Below are 17826 nucleotides of genomic sequence, written 5' to 3' on the forward strand. Positions count from 1 at the left end.
GAAACCACGTTCTCTCTAAACTTTCCGTTCTATTATACCCAACCTCTAAAGCGGCTAGCTTCTGCCATTTTGCGTACACCAACCATATACGCTGCTAAACGCATGTTCACTTTACGAACTTGTGATGTTTCATAAATAGAATCGAATGATCTTACCATTACTTTTTCTAAACGTTGTTCTACTTCTTCTTCTGACCAGTAGTAACCTTGGTTATTTTGTACCCATTCGAAGTATGATACAGTAACACCACCAGCACTTGCTAATACGTCAGGAACAAGTAAAATACCACGTTCTGTTAAAATCTTAGTTGCTTCTAATGTAGTTGGACCATTTGCTGCTTCTACAACAATTTTCGCTTTAATATCTGCAGCGTTCTCTTCTGTAATTTGGTTCTCAATTGCAGCTGGAACTAAAATATCACAATCAAGTTCTAACAGCTCTTTGTTTGAAATTGTATTATTAAACAATTTCGTTACCGTTCCGAAGCTGTCGCGGCGATCTAGCAAGTAGTCGATGTCCAATCCATTTGGATCATGTAATGCACCGTAAGCATCAGAAATTGCAATTACTTTCGCACCAGCATCATGCATAAATTTAGCTAGGAAACTACCCGCGTTCCCAAATCCTTGAACAACAACGCGAGCGCCCTTAATTTCGATGCCACGTTTTTTCGCAGCTTCGCGAATACAGATTGTTACACCTTTCGCAGTCGCTGTTTCACGCCCATGAGATCCACCTAATACAAGCGGTTTACCTGTAATAAATCCAGGTGAATTAAATTCATCGATGCGGCTATATTCATCCATCATCCATGCCATAATTTGCGAGTTTGTAAATACATCTGGAGCAGGAATATCTTTTGTTGGACCAACAATCTGGCTAATTGCTCGTACATACCCACGACTTAATCTTTCTAATTCACGGAAAGACATTTCTCGCGGATCACAAACGATACCACCTTTACCTCCACCGTATGGTAAATCTACAATACCACATTTTAAACTCATCCAAATAGAAAGTGCTTTCACTTCGTTTTCTGTTACGTTTGGATGGAAGCGAATTCCACCTTTCGTTGGACCAACAGCATCATTGTGCTGCGCGCGATATCCTGTAAATATTTTAACAGTCCCGTCATCCATACGAACTGGAATTTTCACTGTCATCATACGAATTGGTTCTTTAAGTAATTCATATACCTCGTTTGGATAACCCAACTTTTCTAGGGCTTCATTAATAACAATTTGTGTTGAATTTAATAATTCAAAATGTTGTTCCCTCTGTTGTGTTTGTGTTTGAGCTCCCTTTTCGGCTACCATAGTAAGTAAACCCCCTGTAATTTCACTTGTTTAGTAAACCTTCATTGCCTAGTATACACCGTTAAATTTGGAATGCAATAGAAAACGCTAACAAATGTATACAAACTATTTTTTATTGCAAGCGTTTTCACTATTATTATAGTCCTTTTATTGCTTTTAGAAAAGTAAAATACTTAAATATTTAAATGTTTTTTATACCATACTGTATTTTAGTCTCTCCAATATCACAAAATACTAATAAAACCTCAAGCTATTCATATTAGCTGAGGTTTTGTTTTGAGACAAAATACTTGTATATTTGCTGAATTGCTTGAGAATCCATTAACTCTTTTCCATATTCCATAATGCGATAAATTGTCACCGTTGAAGAATTACCATATTCCGCTAAAATCGCAATGATATCTGCCTTTAATAATGGTGTTTCCTCTTCCATCCAAAGATAAAAACGTCCATCCCATGTGTAAAGTTTGCCTCCGGTTACTCCGAGATGATACAAACGTTTTGCCAAAGTAATCACATCTTCAAACGTTGCAAATTCATATAATATATGCTCACTCTCATCTAGAGTTACTTGCATCTCAATATACTCATCACGAAACTCATCTTCTGTATCTGTTTCATGATTTTCTTTTGTAACAATCACAACCATTCCTTGCGCCTGTAAAGAAAATACTTCAACTGCAATTGGACCATCTGCTTCAAACCCAAGTTCTTTATTTGCTTCTTGCATCATATCGCGAAATAACTGTTGCACTTTTGGAGCATTTTTCCACAAATCCTCCTTCGTCAACCCTCGCTCAGATAAATCATCAAACGTTATGAAAATTTTGATTTTATTATAATTCAAACGTTCCAGCCTCATCTTGTAACCTCCCTACGTAACCATTGTATCTAATTTTTATTATATGAAATAGAAAATAGATGGTTCTTTTCGAACAACTATTCCGGCAGTTTTAACCACCTATTTCATTTTTTATTGTATAAATAACAAATGCCACGTTTAATAATTCACGGGCATGTATTTCATCAAATTCTAGCAAATACTGTAGGATATCGTCTACTAAAAACACTTCTTGACTGTACGCCCTCTCAACTAAATTATGATTTTGCAACCGATTGTTCTCTGATAGCTGGACTGCTTGATCGATAATATGATATGACCTCTCCCAAGCTCACAGCGTACTTGGCTGAATTCCGTGCATATTCGAAACAATTTTTATATTTCCCTTTTAAAGTTGGCGTATGTTCTATCCTTTAAACCGAGCATCTCCTAATTTCCCCTTGCAACGTAATTAAGTGCGTTTGAGATGGAGCCCGAAAACGTAGCGGTATAAATGTCGTTCCATATCCGTTACTCACAAACAAAGTTGTATTCGGATACTCATACACACCACCTTTTAAATAACGTTTAGAATGAAATATACGAATTTGTCCTCCATGTGTATGACCACTTAATACGAGCGAAATTTGTTCTTGTCCAGACATTTTGTTCACAATATCAGGATTGTGGCTAATAAGAATACGAAAGCCATTTTCTTGACAATCTGCTAGCGCCAAGTCTAAACGATCCCTTTCTAATCCAACATCATCCACTCCTAATAGACAAAGCTTGTCGCCGCACTCTGATTCAAATAGTACTCTTGTATTATCTAAAATTTTGACACCATGTTCTAGTAATAACGCATCTAATTCATGATAGTCAATTTCATAATCGTTATTTCCCCATACAAAATATACGGGACCAATTTCACTTAACGTTTGAACATTAGCCGCAATTTGTGATAACGATACACCTTTCTCTGCTAAATCCCCACCAATAATAACAAGATCAGCTTTTCCTTTTACATTTTCAATTAAAGAAGGAGAAACAACTCTCCTATGAATGTCTGAAATAAAGAATATCCTAACTTTTCCAAAGCTCTCCGGGAAATTCATAAATGAGAAAGTGTGTTCTAGCAATGTATCACGTAATGCTTCTCTATACATCATAAAAAGACAAATAAAGCCTATACATATGAACATACCACCTAAAATCCATACCATATACTTCCCTCTCAACAAAATGTAATAGAATCTCTTTAAATCATATTGCTATAAAATTGAATGCTTCATTCATTTTTTCAATTCACTCATATTAAAACTGTTTTACCTCTATTCTTTCCCGTTCTTTTCTTTAATAGGAATTTTTAATTCTTTTCCCACTTCTAACTGATTATCTTGTAAATTATTATAATTTTTAATGATTGTAGCCCCATCTTTATTCGGAAAATACTGTTTCCCAATACTTTCGAATGTCTCGCCTTTCTTTACAATATGCGTTTCAAATTTTTCTGAGTGCTTCTTTTCTCCTTCTCCATGTTTATTTGAATCGAAAAAAATCACATCAAATGCATTTTTTCCAGGGGCATTATTCTCTTTTGCACTTTTTACCTCGATATACTTATCCGTATACCATAAAATACTAAGTGGCAACAAAATAAATAGAAATGTTAAAATCCGAACAAAAAAATGGTTAATCTTAAATTTAGATTTTTTCTTTTCTTTATTTTGATGAATTTCACTTCGCGGCGGTAAACCTTCTTCCGTCTGCTCGTCTTCTAACGTTTCTTCAAGTTCTTCTTCAAAATCAGGAATTTGTTTTCTCATGATGTTCACCCCACCTTCCATTTATCTCCTTAATTGAAGACCCATTATAAAATCAACAAGAAAATGTGCAAAGATTGTTATAAACAAATTTCCTGTCCATTGAAACACATACCCAAACACAAAACTGATCATACATACAAAGCAAAATAAAAATGGCTTCTTCACATACCGAACATGTAACACAGCAAAAATAACACTTGCAATTACAAGTCCAAACTGAGTCTGCAATACCCCTCGAAATAAAAACTCTTCAGCAAAGCCAATAACAAACGTAATAACGAATAATTGTATTACAGAAATTCCTTTGAACATTCGATCATTAATTCCACCATCATCAAACCAGGATTCTGGTAGTATTTGCATTGCAATATAATCAAGTAAGACAACACCGCCTGCAACCACACTGCCTATTACGAGAATGGAAACAGGCTCCCATTTCCACAAATCATAAAATTCATTCCTATTTGGAAATAGTATATAGGCCAACGCGCAGCCAACACCTATAATTATTAATTGTGTTATATAGAGATTAAGCCGTATTTCTTTCGGACCTATGTCTTCAATACTACGCCTTTGAATGTTCATCATTCCTCCGTTCTCTCATACCAAAGAGCAACTGTAACTCTGTTTCCCAATTATAGTCGAAAATTGGTTGTCTTGCTCGTCTTTTTTTATACTCTTCTTTTGAAATACCACAATAGTCACAACAGTTTTTTATCTCAAATTCCTTCCTATAACCAAATTGCTGTAGCATTTTTTCACGTCTACACCCTTTAAACTGTATCCAGGATTTCATATTTTCTAATTGACTATATTTATTCCGAAGACGCCCTTCCACTTCTAACATTAATCTTTTCATTATCTCATCTGACAAGGATTCCATAATGAGCTTCTTCCCTTGTATGATTTTCATCTTTTCTAAATGATATCGTACAAAACGCCAATGTTGTTCACTAAACCTTGCAGCATTATAACAAATTTCTTTCACATCTTCTATTGGCAAAGCTTTCGTTTGGTACATCTTTTCTTGTAGTAAGGAAAACAAAAATTGAATTTGCTGTTTATTTGGTAATTCATCCTCAATAATAGAAACTGGTAGATCATGATCCATTGGACTACAAAGTAGAATCGCAATACTGGCCTCTTCATCTCTTCCCGCCCTACCAATCTCTTGCAAATAAGAAGCAATATTTGTTGGATAATGAAAATGAATAATATACCTTGTATTTGGCTTGTTTACCCCCATACCAAATGCACTTGTACATATAACAAGTTGCAGTTGATCATTCATAAATTGCTGTTGAATTAGCATTCGCTCTTCATGTTCCATTCCACCATGATAAAATGCAACATCCGCTATACCTTTACTCCCTAAATATTCTGTTAAGCGCTCCGTCCAAGCCCTGCTAGAGCAATAAATGATTCCTGGTCCTTGTAAATTAATCACTTGAGTAAGAAGTGCTTCCTTTTTTTCCTCTATCGTTTGTACAAATTGTACTTCCATTGCAATATTGGGGCGATCAATCGAATACAAATGCTCTGCTACATTCGTAAGTTTTAAAGTTTTTATAATATCTTGTAATACTTCTTTTGTTGCAGTAGCTGTTAATGCTAATACCGGAGGATGCCCAATAGCCACTATAACTTGATCTAGTTTTTTATAGTCCGTTCGAAAATCATAACCCCATTGGGAAATACAATGTGCTTCATCTACAACAAATAGCGAAATATGAATCCTTCTTAGTTCTCTTACTATTACTTCAGATTGCAACATTTCAGGTGAGACAAAGACAAATTTATAAGTAGATAATTTCCTTAGCGCTTCCTTTTTTTCGTTTAATGTCCGAAAACTATTCAGCGCAATCACACGATTCTTTACTACATATTTCAGCTGTGCTACCTGATCTTCCATTAAGGACAGTAATGGAGAAACAATTAGTACTGTTCCATCTTGCATCAGACCAGGCAGCTGGTAACACATTGATTTTCCTCTTCCAGTTGGAAGCATCGCTACAACATCTTTTCCTTGCAATAAATCTGCAATCACTTCTTTCTGCCCAGGCCGAAATTCGCTATAACCAAACCACTTATACAGATAATTCTCAAGATTCATTTACAACCTCCATTTGCGCTAACACAAGACGGATCTCAAAATAAGAAATCTCTTCTCCTACAGCTTGCTTTAATACACGTAACTTACGTGTTTGCAATGTCTCAATAATGCGCTGTACATGCTTGATTTTATTTTTTTCCATAAATATTTCAATAGAAAAGTCTCTTTCTCTTAATGCAATTTCAACAAAATGATCTTCTATTGTTGCAACCTTTAAATTTCTAATTGTTGCAATCTCGTCTAAAGAACGCCCTTGTCTCCAAAGCTGATATGTTTTCTTTGTTGATAAACTAAACAAATCTGCCCTTTCATTCGGATAAGAAATAATCTTTGTTAATAATGGAAAATCTTTTTCATTATCTCGAACGGATTGAATAAAGAAATGAATGGTACCCCAAAATAAAAGATATACACGAAATACATCTTGGTTTGTAATTTCTGCAAGTTGTTTTACTGTATATCCAATTCGTTCATATCCTGTTAGTCGATATGTAAAAATTGTTGCTTCTATTGGCAAGGTATCTTTCAACAGCATATGTACCTCTTTCCATAAACCTTCTGCAAGTTTACTTCTTGCATATGGTATCTTGGTGAGAAACTGCTTGACCCACATCATTACCTCTGTATCTTGTTGAATTGGAAGAAACTTCGCATTCTGTTGTTGTAAATTTGACACAGTTTGGATAATTAATGAAAGTCGTTTCCAAAAGATTTCACCAATATCTCCATAGTTCAAACCGTGTAAATACTGCGGAAAAGGAAGGGTTTTCCCAAAAATTCCTAGTTGCTTCTTCCCAGCATTAGTTAATATGTATGTATTTTCATTTACAATTTGAATCCAACCCTTATGTAATACATTTTCAATTTCCTGATCATAATCAGAACGTTGTAATGATTTGTATATTCCAAATAAAAAAGAAATGTGAAATATATTTCCGTCTTGTAACGTTTGTGAAGAACGTTTTCCTTTTAAAAGGTGATAAATGGAAGAAACAGTTCGTTCACCATCTAATTGTTTTATACAATACAATAAAGTATATTGTAACTGCATCACCGCTTCCACCTTTCAATTACATTTATCTTGTTATGCGCTGACAGTAACAGCCTAATTGGTGAAGGTTCGCCATCAGCTAGGGATGAAAAGCTTCCATTGATGGAAGCTTTACTTTATATTGTCTATTGTATCAAACTGTACACCATTTAGGCATTTTGAAAATCTTGTGAAATAAATCAAAAATAAGTTGACACTCTAATTGATAAGCATTATCATTATAATTTTATGTTGAAAAGTTCGAAAAACCGTTTTACAATAAGGTTATAATTTTTATGGCGACTATTTTCACATACATATTATCAGGAGGGAAAAAAATATGGCAAAATATACAATCGTTGATAAAGACACTTGCATCGCATGCGGAGCTTGTGGAGCTGCTGCACCAGATATTTATGACTACGATGATGAAGGTATTGCATTTGTAACATTAGATGATAACCAAGGTATCGTTGAAATTCCAGATGTATTAATTGATGACATGATGGACGCATTTGAAGGTTGCCCAACTGACTCAATTAAAGTTGCTGACGAATCATTCGATGGCGATGCTTTAAAATTCGAATAGTCTTTTTATTAACTTCAAAAAAACCCCCCTCATAAAATGAGGGGGATTTTTTGTTATTCATCTAACTCACAAATAAAAAGACCATCAGCGGTACGCTCCCGCTGATGGCCAAAGTTTCTATGCATTTTTCATTTTTGCAAATACCCACACTTTCAAACGTGAAAACAGTGCTACAAATACAACTGTTACAACAATTCCCTTAATTAAATTAAATGGTAAAATTGCCGCTACAATCATTTGTCGCATACCACTACTAGACATAGCAGGCTGATTTAAAAACCAAGTGTAAGCTGGTAAAATGATAAAATAATTTAACACACTCATAATTACCGCCATTGTAACCGTCCCTAACATTAACCCTGTTGTTAAGCTTTTTACTGTACGATACTTTCGGAATAAGAAAGCTGCTGGTCCAATAAATAAACATCCCGCAATAAAGTTCGCTATTTCTCCAACTGGAACCCCCGTTAAACTCCCCTGAATTCCGTAGTGAAGAATATTTTTTATTGCTTCTACAATTACACCTGCAATCGGACTAAAAATAATCGCTGCAATTAAAGCTGGCACATCACTAAAGTCAATTTTTAAAAACGGCGGAAGTCCTGGAAATGGGAAATCCAACATTATAAGTAAGTATGCAATACTACTAAGCATTGCTACACTCACCATTTGTACTACACTGTTTTTTTGTTTCATCCTTCTCTCTCCTTTTCCATCGATCATCTCATGGAAAGTGGAAAGGTTCTGCTATGCCTATTTTTTCATCTCATGAAAAAACCCTTTGTGTTTTACACAAAGGGAGAATTTTTAGGCACATCAAACAGACGTTCAAAGAACTATCTTTTTTGAACGCTTGAACCTCCATCTTCTCCCATCCAGACTGTACTGTCGGCTTTGGAATCTCACCAAATCCTGCCTTAACGGCTCGCGGGCTTAGAACGAAAAACAACTGTTCATCACCGCCGGTCGGGATTTTCACCCTGCCCCGAAGATAGACCGATATTCTATTTTCTTCACTATTATACAACATCATCATACAATTGTGAACAAAAACGTTTATAACTTACAAATAGTAAGTGCGTTTTTTATTTTGAAGACCATATAAAGTGAAAATTTACTCAGTAGCTTTATTCTTCATCCTACTGATTATTAACCCTTACCAATCGAGCCTTACTGCCTACAAATTTTAGGATAAAGCATCCGTCGAATTATTTGACAACTTAACCCATATTTTTTACAATCCGACTTTTTCCTACGCTACTCCCTAGTCATCTATACAGAAAAATGATAAGATATTGAATTGTTAAGATAAGAGCATTTTCTTAATACGGAGGAAATGTCATGAAAAAAGAAAAAAGACACTCTATTCAAGAAACGATGAAAAAAAACCTTAGAAAAGAATACTTTTATTTAAAAAAGGTGTTACTTTTCTACTGTCCAATTGATTTAGGCGCATTTTCAAGAGAAACATACTATGCTACTTTTGATGAAGAAGGAATTAGTGTTTATCAGTATGATAAAACAACAGAAAGTAAACTAAAGCTATGTGAGCGTCATCCATGGAGCAGTTGGGATAAAGTGAAAATTGATCACTATTTAACAACATCGCAATTTATTTTCCAAGGAAAGCGTAATTGGATTCTTTCTCTCTTTCATAAAGGAAAAGAAGCACAAAAAATAATAGAAGAGCATACTTCTTTACAGACAGAAGTTGTTTCCCGATCCTTTTTGAAAAAGCTTCCTGGTTTTCGTTCTAATACAACTTTAAACAAATACATTGGTAGCATATGTTATACCGTACTTATTGCATTTTTATTAAAATGGATTATTCCATTCCACAAAATACAAGTTGCCTTGTATTCTTTTTCTATCGGTTGTATGCTCCTTGGTCTACTTTGCTTTACAATTGGGCTAATCGAACCAACTATTGTATTATTTCGAACGAAGGAAAAAACGAGGACAAAGGTCTTTTATTATTATAGCTATTTAGTCATTTCCGGATTTATATGTGTCTTTATTTTTTGGTAAAAAAGGAGCTAGTTTTGCTAGCTCTTTTTTAATTTATATATAACTTTTGATTTGGATAAATTTGATCTTGTTGCAGTGTGTTTTTCACTTTTATCTCATGAACAGTCATGCCAAACTTCCGTGCGATACTGACCAATGTATCCCCTTTTTGTACAATATACATTGATACTGAGGCTACTTGATCTCTTTCTTCATTTAAAACAAGCAATGGATTCATTGCGTTTCTTTTCCCAAATGTCCAAGTACCTTTATGAACTTCTAAATGCAAATGTGCCCCGCGTGATTCACCTGTGTTTCCCACTTCACCAATTATCTCACCTCTTGCAATCTGATCCCCTTGAAATACATATCTCTTATTTAGATGAGCGTACACAGCCTCATATTCTCCATGTTTAATAAACACTACATGTCCATAACTATTGGAAAAATAGGATTTTGTTACTGTTCCACCTCGAATCGCTGCAACCGGCGTACCAATTGACGCTGCTATATCAATACCATAGTGTTTTCCATTTCTTGTTCCAAAATAGTCACTAATTCTTCCGTCTACAGGCCATATCCATCTCCCATCCTCGGCATAAGCATATGATTGAGAACTAAAAAACAATCCAAAGACAAGTACCACGATTTTTAAGCCTTTCATATACATCCTCCATTTTTTAATAACCGTCACACTTTCTCTATTGTTGTATATCTCGGAAAAAAGTATACAAAAAAAGAAAGTGAATTACTCCACTTCCTCCTCTTCCTTACTACGAAAAACAATTGCACTTCGTTTATATTCGACGTCGTTCACATTAAGTCGGGCGTTTATCACTCTAGCAATTGCAAATAGATAATCGGATAATCGATTAACATATCGCAAGACAATTTCATTTATTTCTTCTTGCTTTCCTAACGATACAATATGACGCTCAGCTCTTCTCGTTACTGTACGTGCAACATGAATCATGGCGGATGCCGAGCTCCCGCCGGGCAAAATAAAACGCTCTAGTGGCGGAGCCTCTTCTATGTAGCGATCAATTCGTTCTTCTAAATACACCACCATCTCTTCCGTTACTGTATACGGCATTTTTTGCTGTACAATTGCTAAATCCCCACCGCAATCAAACAACTCATGCTGAATCTTTTCAAGCTCATCACATATGTCTTGAAAGCGTTCTTCTTGAATCATAGTCATCGCATATCCAATATAAGAGTTCGCCTCATCAATGGTTCCATATGCTTCTACACGAATATGATCTTTATCAACTCGCCCACCAATAATACTCGTTTGTCCTTTATCTCCTGTTTTTGTATATAGTTTCAAATATTCTACACCTCTCTTTTCAACTTTTATTCCATCACAAATGTAAGTATACATTGAAAAAACGACCTAAACCTTTCTCTTTGATGGAAGAGAGCATCCGACCTGTATAGAAACGGTCAAATCCTTTTTTCAGCACCATGCCATGTGAAGCAACAGGAGTAAATAAGTAATAATCTCCTTTTATTTTCATAGCCGCGACTGATATGCCAGCAAATCAACATGGATTTATTCTTTATTCTATTTATCCTTCAATCAACTTTCATAAAGAGACTATCATCTACAAATAGCACAATAAAACAAAAAGCTCTAATATTCTTCATTCCATTGAGAAAATATTATAAACTCAAAAAGAATAAAAAATACTAGAACTTCAATATTCACTCATAACAATATCATTTATATTGATTGACCTGGTAAATATACGGAGAATGTTGTCCCTTCTCCAACGGTACTTGATATAGAGATTTTCCCATCATGACCTTGAACAATGTTTTTAGCAATCGCAAGACCTAGACCAGTCCCACCTGTTTTCCCACGTGTTCTTGCTTTATCAGCTTTATAGAAACGATCAAACAAGAACGGAATATCTTCTTTCGGAATACCGGCACCTGAATCTTGTACTTCAAAAACTAAACCATTATTTTTCGTATCAATTACAAGCTTAACATGACCACCTGTATTTGTATGTCTAATCGCATTATCAATTAAGTTTGTTAATACTTGTTCCATACGATCTGGATCAAACGAATGCTCTACAATTGGATTACAGAACTCAACCGTTAACTGCACTTCTTTATCCTGCGCAATCCCTTGAAATTTCCGCCCAATTTTCTCAACAAATGGATGAATATCCACTTCAGATATATGCAGCTCTACATGACCACTTTCCATTCGGGCTAAATCTAAAAGTTCATTCACAAGACGACCTAAACGAACGGACTCATCATAAATAATTTGTACAAACTCGTTTATTTCTTCTTTCGACTGAACAACATCATCTAAGATTGCCTCACTATACCCTTGTAGCATAACCATCGGTGTGCGCAATTCATGAGACACGTTCGCAATAAAATCTTTACGCATTTTTTCAAGACGACGTTCTTCTGTCATATCTCGAAGTACCGCCACAGCACCACGAATTTTCGTTTGATTATATAGCGGCGTCATAAGGACAACGTAATTACCCTTTTGTAAGTTAATTTCAATAACTTGCTGTTGCTCACTTTCTACTACAAGGTGGAACAACTCTACAAGTTCAGGTGGTAAATTCCTACTTAATTCTAATTCTTTTTCTTCTTGCCAAACTTGTAAAAAATGTTCTGCCGGCGGATTAATAACAACAACCTCACCCTCTTGATTCAGCGTTACAACCCCGTCAGCCATACTACTTAAAATACTAGAAAGTTGCTCTTTTTCTTGCTGCAGTGCATTAATATTAAACTTTAATTGTTTCCCCATTTGATTTAAGGCCGTTGCTAGCTCCCCTATTTCATCTTGTGAAACCATAGGGGCTTTCGTATCAAATTTCCCACGCGCTACTTCAAACGCCACTTCACGCATTTTACGAAGTGGGGCTGTGATTCGTGTCGATAAGAAAAATGCAAAGAACGTTGTTAAAATAATTGCAATTCCCGCTGATAGAAAAATAAAATCTGTCGCTTTTTCCATACCTTGTTTCGGAACTTGCAATGACTGATACACGAACACCGCACTATGCTTTGATGATTGCAGTGGTTTGCCAACAATCATAATATCATTTTCGGAATTTTTATTCGTTTTGTTATCAGACATTTTTTTTATTTTTTCTTTATTTTCTTTTTTATCTATAAAAACTGCAGCCAAATCTTTATCTTTTTTCAAGTCCTCTATTGTAAGATCTACTAATCCTTCTTGTTTCGGTGAAGAAGAAGCCTCACGATCCTCTTTCACAACAATAATACGGGAGAGTGGATCGGCAAACTTATATGCGATATTCTCAATCGTCTTTTCGTCTGCACCTTCTTCAATTAATTCCGAAACGCTTGTCGCTACTTTTGTAAGCCTTGTTTCACTCATTTCAATATAGTAATTATCAAAAAACTGTGAAAGCAAAATGGAAACAAAACCTAGAACAAATGAAACAAGAAGCAATATTGTCATCCATAGCTTTCCTACTACACTTCTCCAAAGCATCAGTCGTTCACAACCTCAAACTTATAACCAACACCCCATACAGTTACGATCATTTTCGCTGCATCAGATGATTTTTTACTTAATTTTTCTCGTAAACGCTTTACATGCGTATCTACTGTACGTAAATCTCCAAAGAATTCATATTGCCATACCTCTTTTAACAATTGCTCACGATCAAATACTTTATCAGGAGCCTTCGCTAAAAATAGTAACAATTCATATTCTTTTGGTGTTAAATTGACTTCATCACCATCAGCTGTAACGCGATGTGCATCGTTATCAATTGTTAAATGCGGGAATACAATAACATCTTTTGTTGTTGTATCTTGTGTAAAGAATGTTGTTGGCACAGAACGTCGCAGGACCGCTTTTACACGAAGAACCACTTCACGTGGACTAAACGGCTTTACGATATAATCATCCGAGCCAACTTCAAATCCTTGCACCCTGTTTACTTCTTCACCTTTAGCTGTAAGCATAATAATTGGCGTTGCTTTTTTCTCACGAATCCCTTTACACACTTCAATTCCATCTATTCCAGGCATCATGATATCTAATAAGATTAAATCATAGTCATTTTGCAATGCTTTTTCTAAAGCTGTATCACCATTATCAGCCTCATCGATTGTATATTGTTCTCTTTCTAAATACATTTTCAATAAACGACGAATACGATCTTCGTCATCCACAATTAAAATTCTCGGTTCATTTTCCATTGTTTCCCGCTGCCTCAAAAACATGACAACGGTTCACACCTACCTTTCTACAATATAATACTGTTTTTACTCTTATCTCATAATAGACAATTCTAAAGTGTTAAATTTCCACTTTAACAATTATACTTCACAAGAATAATAAAGTTTGTTCATTTCTTTTCCAAAAATATGTATTTTTTTTGACCAGGGCATTTAGGCCTCGACATCATTTTACAAAACCAACCTTTATTTTGCCATGTTTTTCTCAAAAAAGAAAAGAAATTGACAAAAATAAAATAGGAAAGTGACAACCACTTTCCTATTTTATCATGTGCAACTAAACAGTATGTCTCTTCTAAAATAGAGATAATACCTTACGCATATGAGTGTAAACCAGCAATGATTAAATTCACGGCTATAAAGTTAAACATGATAATAGCAAATCCAATTACTGCAAGCCATGCCGACTTTTCGCCATGCCAACCTTTAGATAACCGTAAATGTAAAACAGCAGCGTAAAAGAGCCATGTAATGAGTGCCCATACCTCTTTTGGATCCCATCCCCAAAAGCGCGTCCATGCAATTTGCGCCCAAATCATCGCAAAAATTAAGGCTCCTAACGTAAAGACTGGGAATCCAATTGCAATAGATCGGTATCCAATTTCATCAAGCAAATCACTGTTAACATTTTTAACCACTGGCTGAAGGGCAGCTGATACTCTTTTTCGTAAAATTAATCTTAATACAATATATAATCCCGTCCCAATAAGTAGTGACCAGATTACTGTATTTAATTTCTTTGCATTAATGATAGCTGGCATTTCTGCAATAGGTTCAAGTTTTCCGGTAGTTATTAACTTCCCTTCATGAGGTCCAACAAGCGCAGGAAGGTTATATTTCATCTCGGCCTTTTGTTCATTTTTATCCACCCATTGAAACGTCGCTTCATATTTCGTTGCCGAATAAACTGTTGTTATCGCTATGAACCCGACAGTACAAACGAGCGTAAACACAACTGTTTCTAGCCAAAATGTTCGTTTAGTCCTTTTTGACTGATCTACATTTTTAAGCAGATACATGACACCTGTAATAAAACTAATTGCTAAAATAGCTTGTCCAGCTGCCGCTGTTGTTACATGAATATGTAGCCAGTTACTTTTCAACGACGGAATAAGCGGTGAAATTTCTCTCGGAAACATACTTGCATATGCGATTAATAAAAGTGCCACTGGTAAAGCGAATAATCCCACTATACTTACACGGTACATGAAATACATAACAATAAAAGCACCAACAAGCATCATGCCGAAGAATGTACCAAACTCAAAGAAATTACTTACTGGCGCATGCCCTGAAGCGATCCATCTCGTTACAAAGTATACAATCTGAGCGGCAAATCCTAAAATTGTTATCGTTATACCTATACTCGCCCACTTCCGGCCTTTTTCTTTAATTGCTCCCCCGAAGAACAGTGTTGCAATTAAATACAAGATGAAAGCAGCAAATAGGAAATTACTACTTATTTGCACCATATATTCTCCCCACCTTAACTAATTTTTTGATCATTTACTTTGTCGTATGGTTGTGGAATTGTTGTTCCTTCAAGTACTTTTTCAATATCTTTCCGCAAGCCAAACCAATTTTTATTTGTGTGGCCAGCAATCCACCATTCATCTTTAACACGTTGTATCCAGATACGACGATGATTCCAATACATTCCTTGAATCACACCAATCATGAAGATAAATCCGCCAACACCAAGAATCCACAGTGTCAAATCTTTTCTTACGATAAGCCCTGTTGCATTTCGCATTTCTACTCCTGCAAAGGTCATTTTATATTGATTATTTCCTTCAGGTTCTATATTTTGTTGTATACCTACAAAACTCACTTCTCCTTCTGGCGTCTCTGGTGTAAACATTTTAAAAACGAAAGCTGGGTTGTTTGGAATCTTTGTTTTTGTATTTGGCTGACCATTCTCATCAAAATAAAAATCAGGAAAATAACTTAATAATTTTATAGAATATCCATCCCCTAAATCATAGGTTTCTTTTGGGTTTTCTAAGTTAACTTTAATAGGTCCCCGCTTTTGATTATTATCTTTTTTCTGCAGAGTAAACGACATGCTACTAAACTCATTCTCTTTAAAATCAAGTTGGTATATAGCAAACTGATCAAATTTGAGTGGTTCATTTACTCTAATTTCACTTTCTTTTACCTTTTCTAACTTTGGTTTCTGCCCTGCAACATTTTCTCCTACCGTTTTATATAATACGGCATTTGTTTGATAGTTTTTAGCAATCATTTTATCGCCTACACGATCAATTGCATCATTGAATACTTTATCATCTTTACCTTTGTCATAAACCTCTTTTATAAACTTTTCATTCTTCAAATAATATTTCCCATCTGTTCCTGGTATTTCTTTTGTTTCTCCATCACGTAGCCATAGCGATTCATCCACATACATACTTGGAAGAAATCGTAGCATTGCTCCAAATAAAAAAATAATAAGACCAATATGATTCACATATGGACCCCAACGAGAAAATCTTCCTTTTTCCGCTAAAATATTTTCGCCTTCGACTCTTACATTATAATTTCTCTTCTTTAAATTAGTTTGAAGCTGTTCTAGATCCCCCTCTTTCGGAGAACCTGTCCCATACAACCTTTGTCTCTTTAAAAAACTTGGGTGTCTTTTTACTCCCTGCTTTTTTAAAGCTTTATAAAGTGGAATTACTCGATCTAGACTACATATCACAAGTGATACACCAATTGAAGCAATTAAAATCATATACCACCATGAGCTATATAACTTATTAAAGCCTAATTGGTAATATAGTTGTCCTAGAAAACCATATTCCTGTTCATAATATTCACTCGGCGTAACACCCGGAGGTATGTACATTTCTTGTGGAAATATAGTTCCAACTGCTGATGCTAACAGAGTGATAACAATGAGCCATACCCCTACTTTGACAGAAGAAAAAAAACTCCAAACTTTATCGACTATCGTTTTTGTATGAGTAATAGAGCGCCTAGCACTCCCCTCATATCGCATATCTAATAATCTTGTACCTTCTTTGTTTTCAAAAGGTTTCCCACAAGCTTCACAAAAAATTGTGCCTATTGGATTTACGTGCCCACATTCACACTTAATTTGTTCCAACATCCTCACCGCCTCTTGTTTCTATTGTACCGTCAAAGCACAAGTTACCTCAATACTCAGAATTTTCAAAACAGGCACTAAGACGAAGCAAAGCACCTTCATCTATCAAACTTACTATCACATTATATAAAAACTTTCTTTATTAAGGAGTAATTTTCTTTAAGTATTCCTCCATTTGCTCCTTCGTTTGCGTACCAGTAATTTTCTCGATTACATTTCCTTCTTTATCAATTAAAAATGTTGTCGGGAGTGGCCCAACGCCATATGTACCGATTATTTCTTGCCCTTTATCAATTGCAACAGGGAACTTTAATCCATATTGATTCACAAAATTTTTCACTGCAATATTCGTTTCATCGGCATCTAATGCAATGATTTCAACGCCCTTTTCTTTATATTTAGGGTATAACTCATTCATATAAGGCATCTCTTTTTCACACGGTTTGCACCATGTTCCCCAAAAGTTTAAAAACACACCTTTTCCCTTTAGATCATGTAACTCGATTTTCTTTCCTTCTAAATCTGAAACAACAAAGTTAGGCGCTTGTTTCCCAATTTGCATTTTTTCCTTATCAACAAAAAAACCTTGATAGAGTGTAAATCCTACTGCCACGCTCAAAATAAGCAAAATGAAAATACGGAATATTAAGCGATTCTTCTTCATACTCTCTCTCCTCTCTTTGATGAATTTATATGTAAACAATTTCTGTAACTAATGACTTGTCCTTCGTTCACTTTAGTATTTATGTTGCCATAACC

17 protein-coding genes and 1 riboswitch are annotated in these 17826 nt (G+C 35.2%); of the genes, 2 read left to right on the top strand and 15 right to left on the bottom strand.

Annotation, left to right across the window (positions count from 1 at the left end; translation table 11 throughout):
* Positions 1–32: 32 nt before the first annotated feature.
* The 7 genes from gudB to M014_RS0107850 all read right to left on the bottom strand — a co-directional run bounded on the left by gudB (position 33) and on the right by M014_RS0107850 (position 7126).
* Positions 33–1316, bottom strand: a complete 1284-nt coding sequence (gudB, locus tag M014_RS0107815) for an NAD-specific glutamate dehydrogenase (protein WP_026591218.1) — start codon at positions 1314–1316, stop codon at positions 33–35.
* 259 nt (positions 1317–1575) lie between these two features.
* Positions 1576–2178 carry a genetic competence negative regulator gene (locus M014_RS0107820; protein ID WP_026591219.1) on the bottom strand — a complete coding sequence of 201 codons (603 nt, stop codon included), beginning with the start codon at positions 2176–2178 and terminating at the stop codon, positions 1576–1578.
* A gap of 392 nt (positions 2179–2570) precedes the next feature.
* A complete protein-coding gene (locus M014_RS0107830) occupies positions 2571–3359 on the bottom strand; it encodes a metallophosphoesterase (protein WP_026591220.1) in 789 nt (262 codons plus the stop codon).
* 108 nt (positions 3360–3467) lie between these two features.
* Entirely contained in the window at positions 3468–3962 is a 495-nt protein-coding gene (locus M014_RS0107835) for a LysM peptidoglycan-binding domain-containing protein (protein ID WP_026591221.1), read from the bottom strand.
* 21 nt (positions 3963–3983) lie between these two features.
* Complete coding sequence (locus tag M014_RS0107840) at positions 3984–4547, bottom strand: CPBP family intramembrane glutamic endopeptidase (protein ID WP_026591222.1); 564 nt, start codon at positions 4545–4547, stop codon at positions 3984–3986.
* Entirely contained in the window at positions 4528–6075 is a 1548-nt protein-coding gene (locus M014_RS0107845) for a RecQ family ATP-dependent DNA helicase (protein WP_026591223.1), read from the bottom strand. The genes M014_RS0107840 and M014_RS0107845 overlap by 20 nt, the downstream gene beginning before the upstream one ends.
* Positions 6065–7126 (bottom strand): helix-turn-helix domain-containing protein, encoded by a 1062-nt coding sequence (locus M014_RS0107850; protein ID WP_026591224.1) that lies wholly within the window; start codon positions 7124–7126, stop codon positions 6065–6067. Before M014_RS0107850 ends, M014_RS0107845 begins: the two co-directional genes overlap by 11 nt.
* A 319-nt stretch (positions 7127–7445) precedes the next feature.
* Between M014_RS0107850 and M014_RS0107855 the strand changes: the two genes are divergently transcribed.
* Entirely contained in the window at positions 7446–7694 is a 249-nt protein-coding gene (locus tag M014_RS0107855; RefSeq protein WP_003206564.1) for a ferredoxin, read from the top strand.
* 117 nt (positions 7695–7811) lie between these two features.
* On the opposite strand, the gene M014_RS0107860 is transcribed toward M014_RS0107855, so the two are convergent.
* Complete coding sequence (locus tag M014_RS0107860; RefSeq protein ID WP_026591225.1) at positions 7812–8390, bottom strand: ECF transporter S component; 579 nt, start codon at positions 8388–8390, stop codon at positions 7812–7814.
* Positions 8391–8553: 163 nt separating this feature from the next.
* A riboswitch (FMN riboswitch) is annotated at positions 8554–8691 on the bottom strand.
* Positions 8692–9035: 344 nt separating this feature from the next.
* Here M014_RS0107860 and M014_RS0107875 point away from each other — a divergent pair.
* Positions 9036–9722, top strand: coding sequence for a hypothetical protein (locus tag M014_RS0107875; protein WP_026591226.1), 687 nt, complete (start codon positions 9036–9038; stop codon positions 9720–9722).
* 28 nt (positions 9723–9750) lie between these two features.
* Here the strand turns inward: M014_RS0107875 and M014_RS0107880 are convergent, their stop codons facing one another.
* The 7 genes from M014_RS0107880 to resA all read right to left on the bottom strand — a co-directional run bounded on the left by M014_RS0107880 (position 9751) and on the right by resA (position 17731).
* A complete protein-coding gene (locus M014_RS0107880; protein ID WP_026591227.1) occupies positions 9751–10365 on the bottom strand; it encodes a peptidoglycan DD-metalloendopeptidase family protein in 615 nt (204 codons plus the stop codon).
* An 84-nt stretch (positions 10366–10449) separates the two neighbouring features.
* Positions 10450–11031, bottom strand: coding sequence for a cob(I)yrinic acid a,c-diamide adenosyltransferase (locus tag M014_RS0107885; RefSeq protein WP_026591228.1), 582 nt, complete (start codon positions 11029–11031; stop codon positions 10450–10452).
* Positions 11032–11427: 396 nt separating this feature from the next.
* Entirely contained in the window at positions 11428–13203 is a 1776-nt protein-coding gene (locus M014_RS0107890) for an ATP-binding protein (RefSeq protein WP_026591229.1), read from the bottom strand.
* Positions 13203–13919: a DNA-binding response regulator ResD gene (gene resD / locus M014_RS0107895; RefSeq protein WP_026591230.1), complete on the bottom strand. Its 717-nt coding sequence runs from the start codon at positions 13917–13919 to the stop codon at positions 13203–13205. The genes M014_RS0107890 and resD overlap by 1 nt, the downstream gene beginning before the upstream one ends.
* A 353-nt stretch (positions 13920–14272) precedes the next feature.
* On the bottom strand, positions 14273–15430 hold the full coding sequence (gene ccsB, locus M014_RS0107900; RefSeq protein WP_026591231.1) for a c-type cytochrome biogenesis protein CcsB: 1158 nt from the start codon (positions 15428–15430) through the stop codon (positions 14273–14275).
* 14 nt (positions 15431–15444) lie between these two features.
* Positions 15445–17070 carry a cytochrome c biogenesis protein ResB gene (locus tag M014_RS0107905; protein ID WP_026591232.1) on the bottom strand — a complete coding sequence of 542 codons (1626 nt, stop codon included), beginning with the start codon at positions 17068–17070 and terminating at the stop codon, positions 15445–15447.
* A gap of 139 nt (positions 17071–17209) precedes the next feature.
* On the bottom strand, positions 17210–17731 hold the full coding sequence (gene resA, locus M014_RS0107910; RefSeq protein WP_026591233.1) for a thiol-disulfide oxidoreductase ResA: 522 nt from the start codon (positions 17729–17731) through the stop codon (positions 17210–17212).
* Between the last annotated feature and the right edge of the window lie 95 nt (positions 17732–17826).

The organism is Bacillus sp. UNC437CL72CviS29, assembly GCF_000482345.1.
Lineage (GTDB): Bacteria > Bacillota > Bacilli > Bacillales > Bacillaceae_G > Bacillus_A > Bacillus_A arachidis.

Excerpts from the sequence above, each read along its gene's own strand:
- gudB (WP_026591218.1), bottom strand. The coding sequence starts at position 1,316 with ATGGTAGCCGAAAAGGGAGCTCAAACACAAACACAACAGAGGGAACAA.
- M014_RS0107820 (WP_026591219.1), bottom strand. The coding sequence starts at position 2,178 with ATGAGGCTGGAACGTTTGAATTATAATAAAATCAAAATTTTCATAACG.
- M014_RS0107830 (WP_026591220.1), bottom strand. The coding sequence starts at position 3,359 with ATGGTATGGATTTTAGGTGGTATGTTCATATGTATAGGCTTTATTTGT.
- M014_RS0107835 (WP_026591221.1), bottom strand. The coding sequence starts at position 3,962 with ATGAGAAAACAAATTCCTGATTTTGAAGAAGAACTTGAAGAAACGTTA.
- M014_RS0107840 (WP_026591222.1), bottom strand. The coding sequence starts at position 4,547 with ATGAACATTCAAAGGCGTAGTATTGAAGACATAGGTCCGAAAGAAATA.
- M014_RS0107845 (WP_026591223.1), bottom strand. The coding sequence starts at position 6,075 with ATGAATCTTGAGAATTATCTGTATAAGTGGTTTGGTTATAGCGAATTT.
- M014_RS0107850 (WP_026591224.1), bottom strand. The coding sequence starts at position 7,126 with ATGCAGTTACAATATACTTTATTGTATTGTATAAAACAATTAGATGGT.
- M014_RS0107855 (WP_003206564.1), top strand. The coding sequence starts at position 7,446 with ATGGCAAAATATACAATCGTTGATAAAGACACTTGCATCGCATGCGGA.
- M014_RS0107860 (WP_026591225.1), bottom strand. The coding sequence starts at position 8,390 with ATGAAACAAAAAAACAGTGTAGTACAAATGGTGAGTGTAGCAATGCTT.
- M014_RS0107875 (WP_026591226.1), top strand. The coding sequence starts at position 9,036 with ATGAAAAAAGAAAAAAGACACTCTATTCAAGAAACGATGAAAAAAAAC.
- M014_RS0107880 (WP_026591227.1), bottom strand. The coding sequence starts at position 10,365 with ATGAAAGGCTTAAAAATCGTGGTACTTGTCTTTGGATTGTTTTTTAGT.
- M014_RS0107890 (WP_026591229.1), bottom strand. The coding sequence starts at position 13,203 with ATGCTTTGGAGAAGTGTAGTAGGAAAGCTATGGATGACAATATTGCTT.
- resD (WP_026591230.1), bottom strand. The coding sequence starts at position 13,919 with ATGGAAAATGAACCGAGAATTTTAATTGTGGATGACGAAGATCGTATT.
- ccsB (WP_026591231.1), bottom strand. The coding sequence starts at position 15,430 with ATGGTGCAAATAAGTAGTAATTTCCTATTTGCTGCTTTCATCTTGTAT.
- M014_RS0107905 (WP_026591232.1), bottom strand. The coding sequence starts at position 17,070 with ATGTTGGAACAAATTAAGTGTGAATGTGGGCACGTAAATCCAATAGGC.
- resA (WP_026591233.1), bottom strand. The coding sequence starts at position 17,731 with ATGAAGAAGAATCGCTTAATATTCCGTATTTTCATTTTGCTTATTTTG.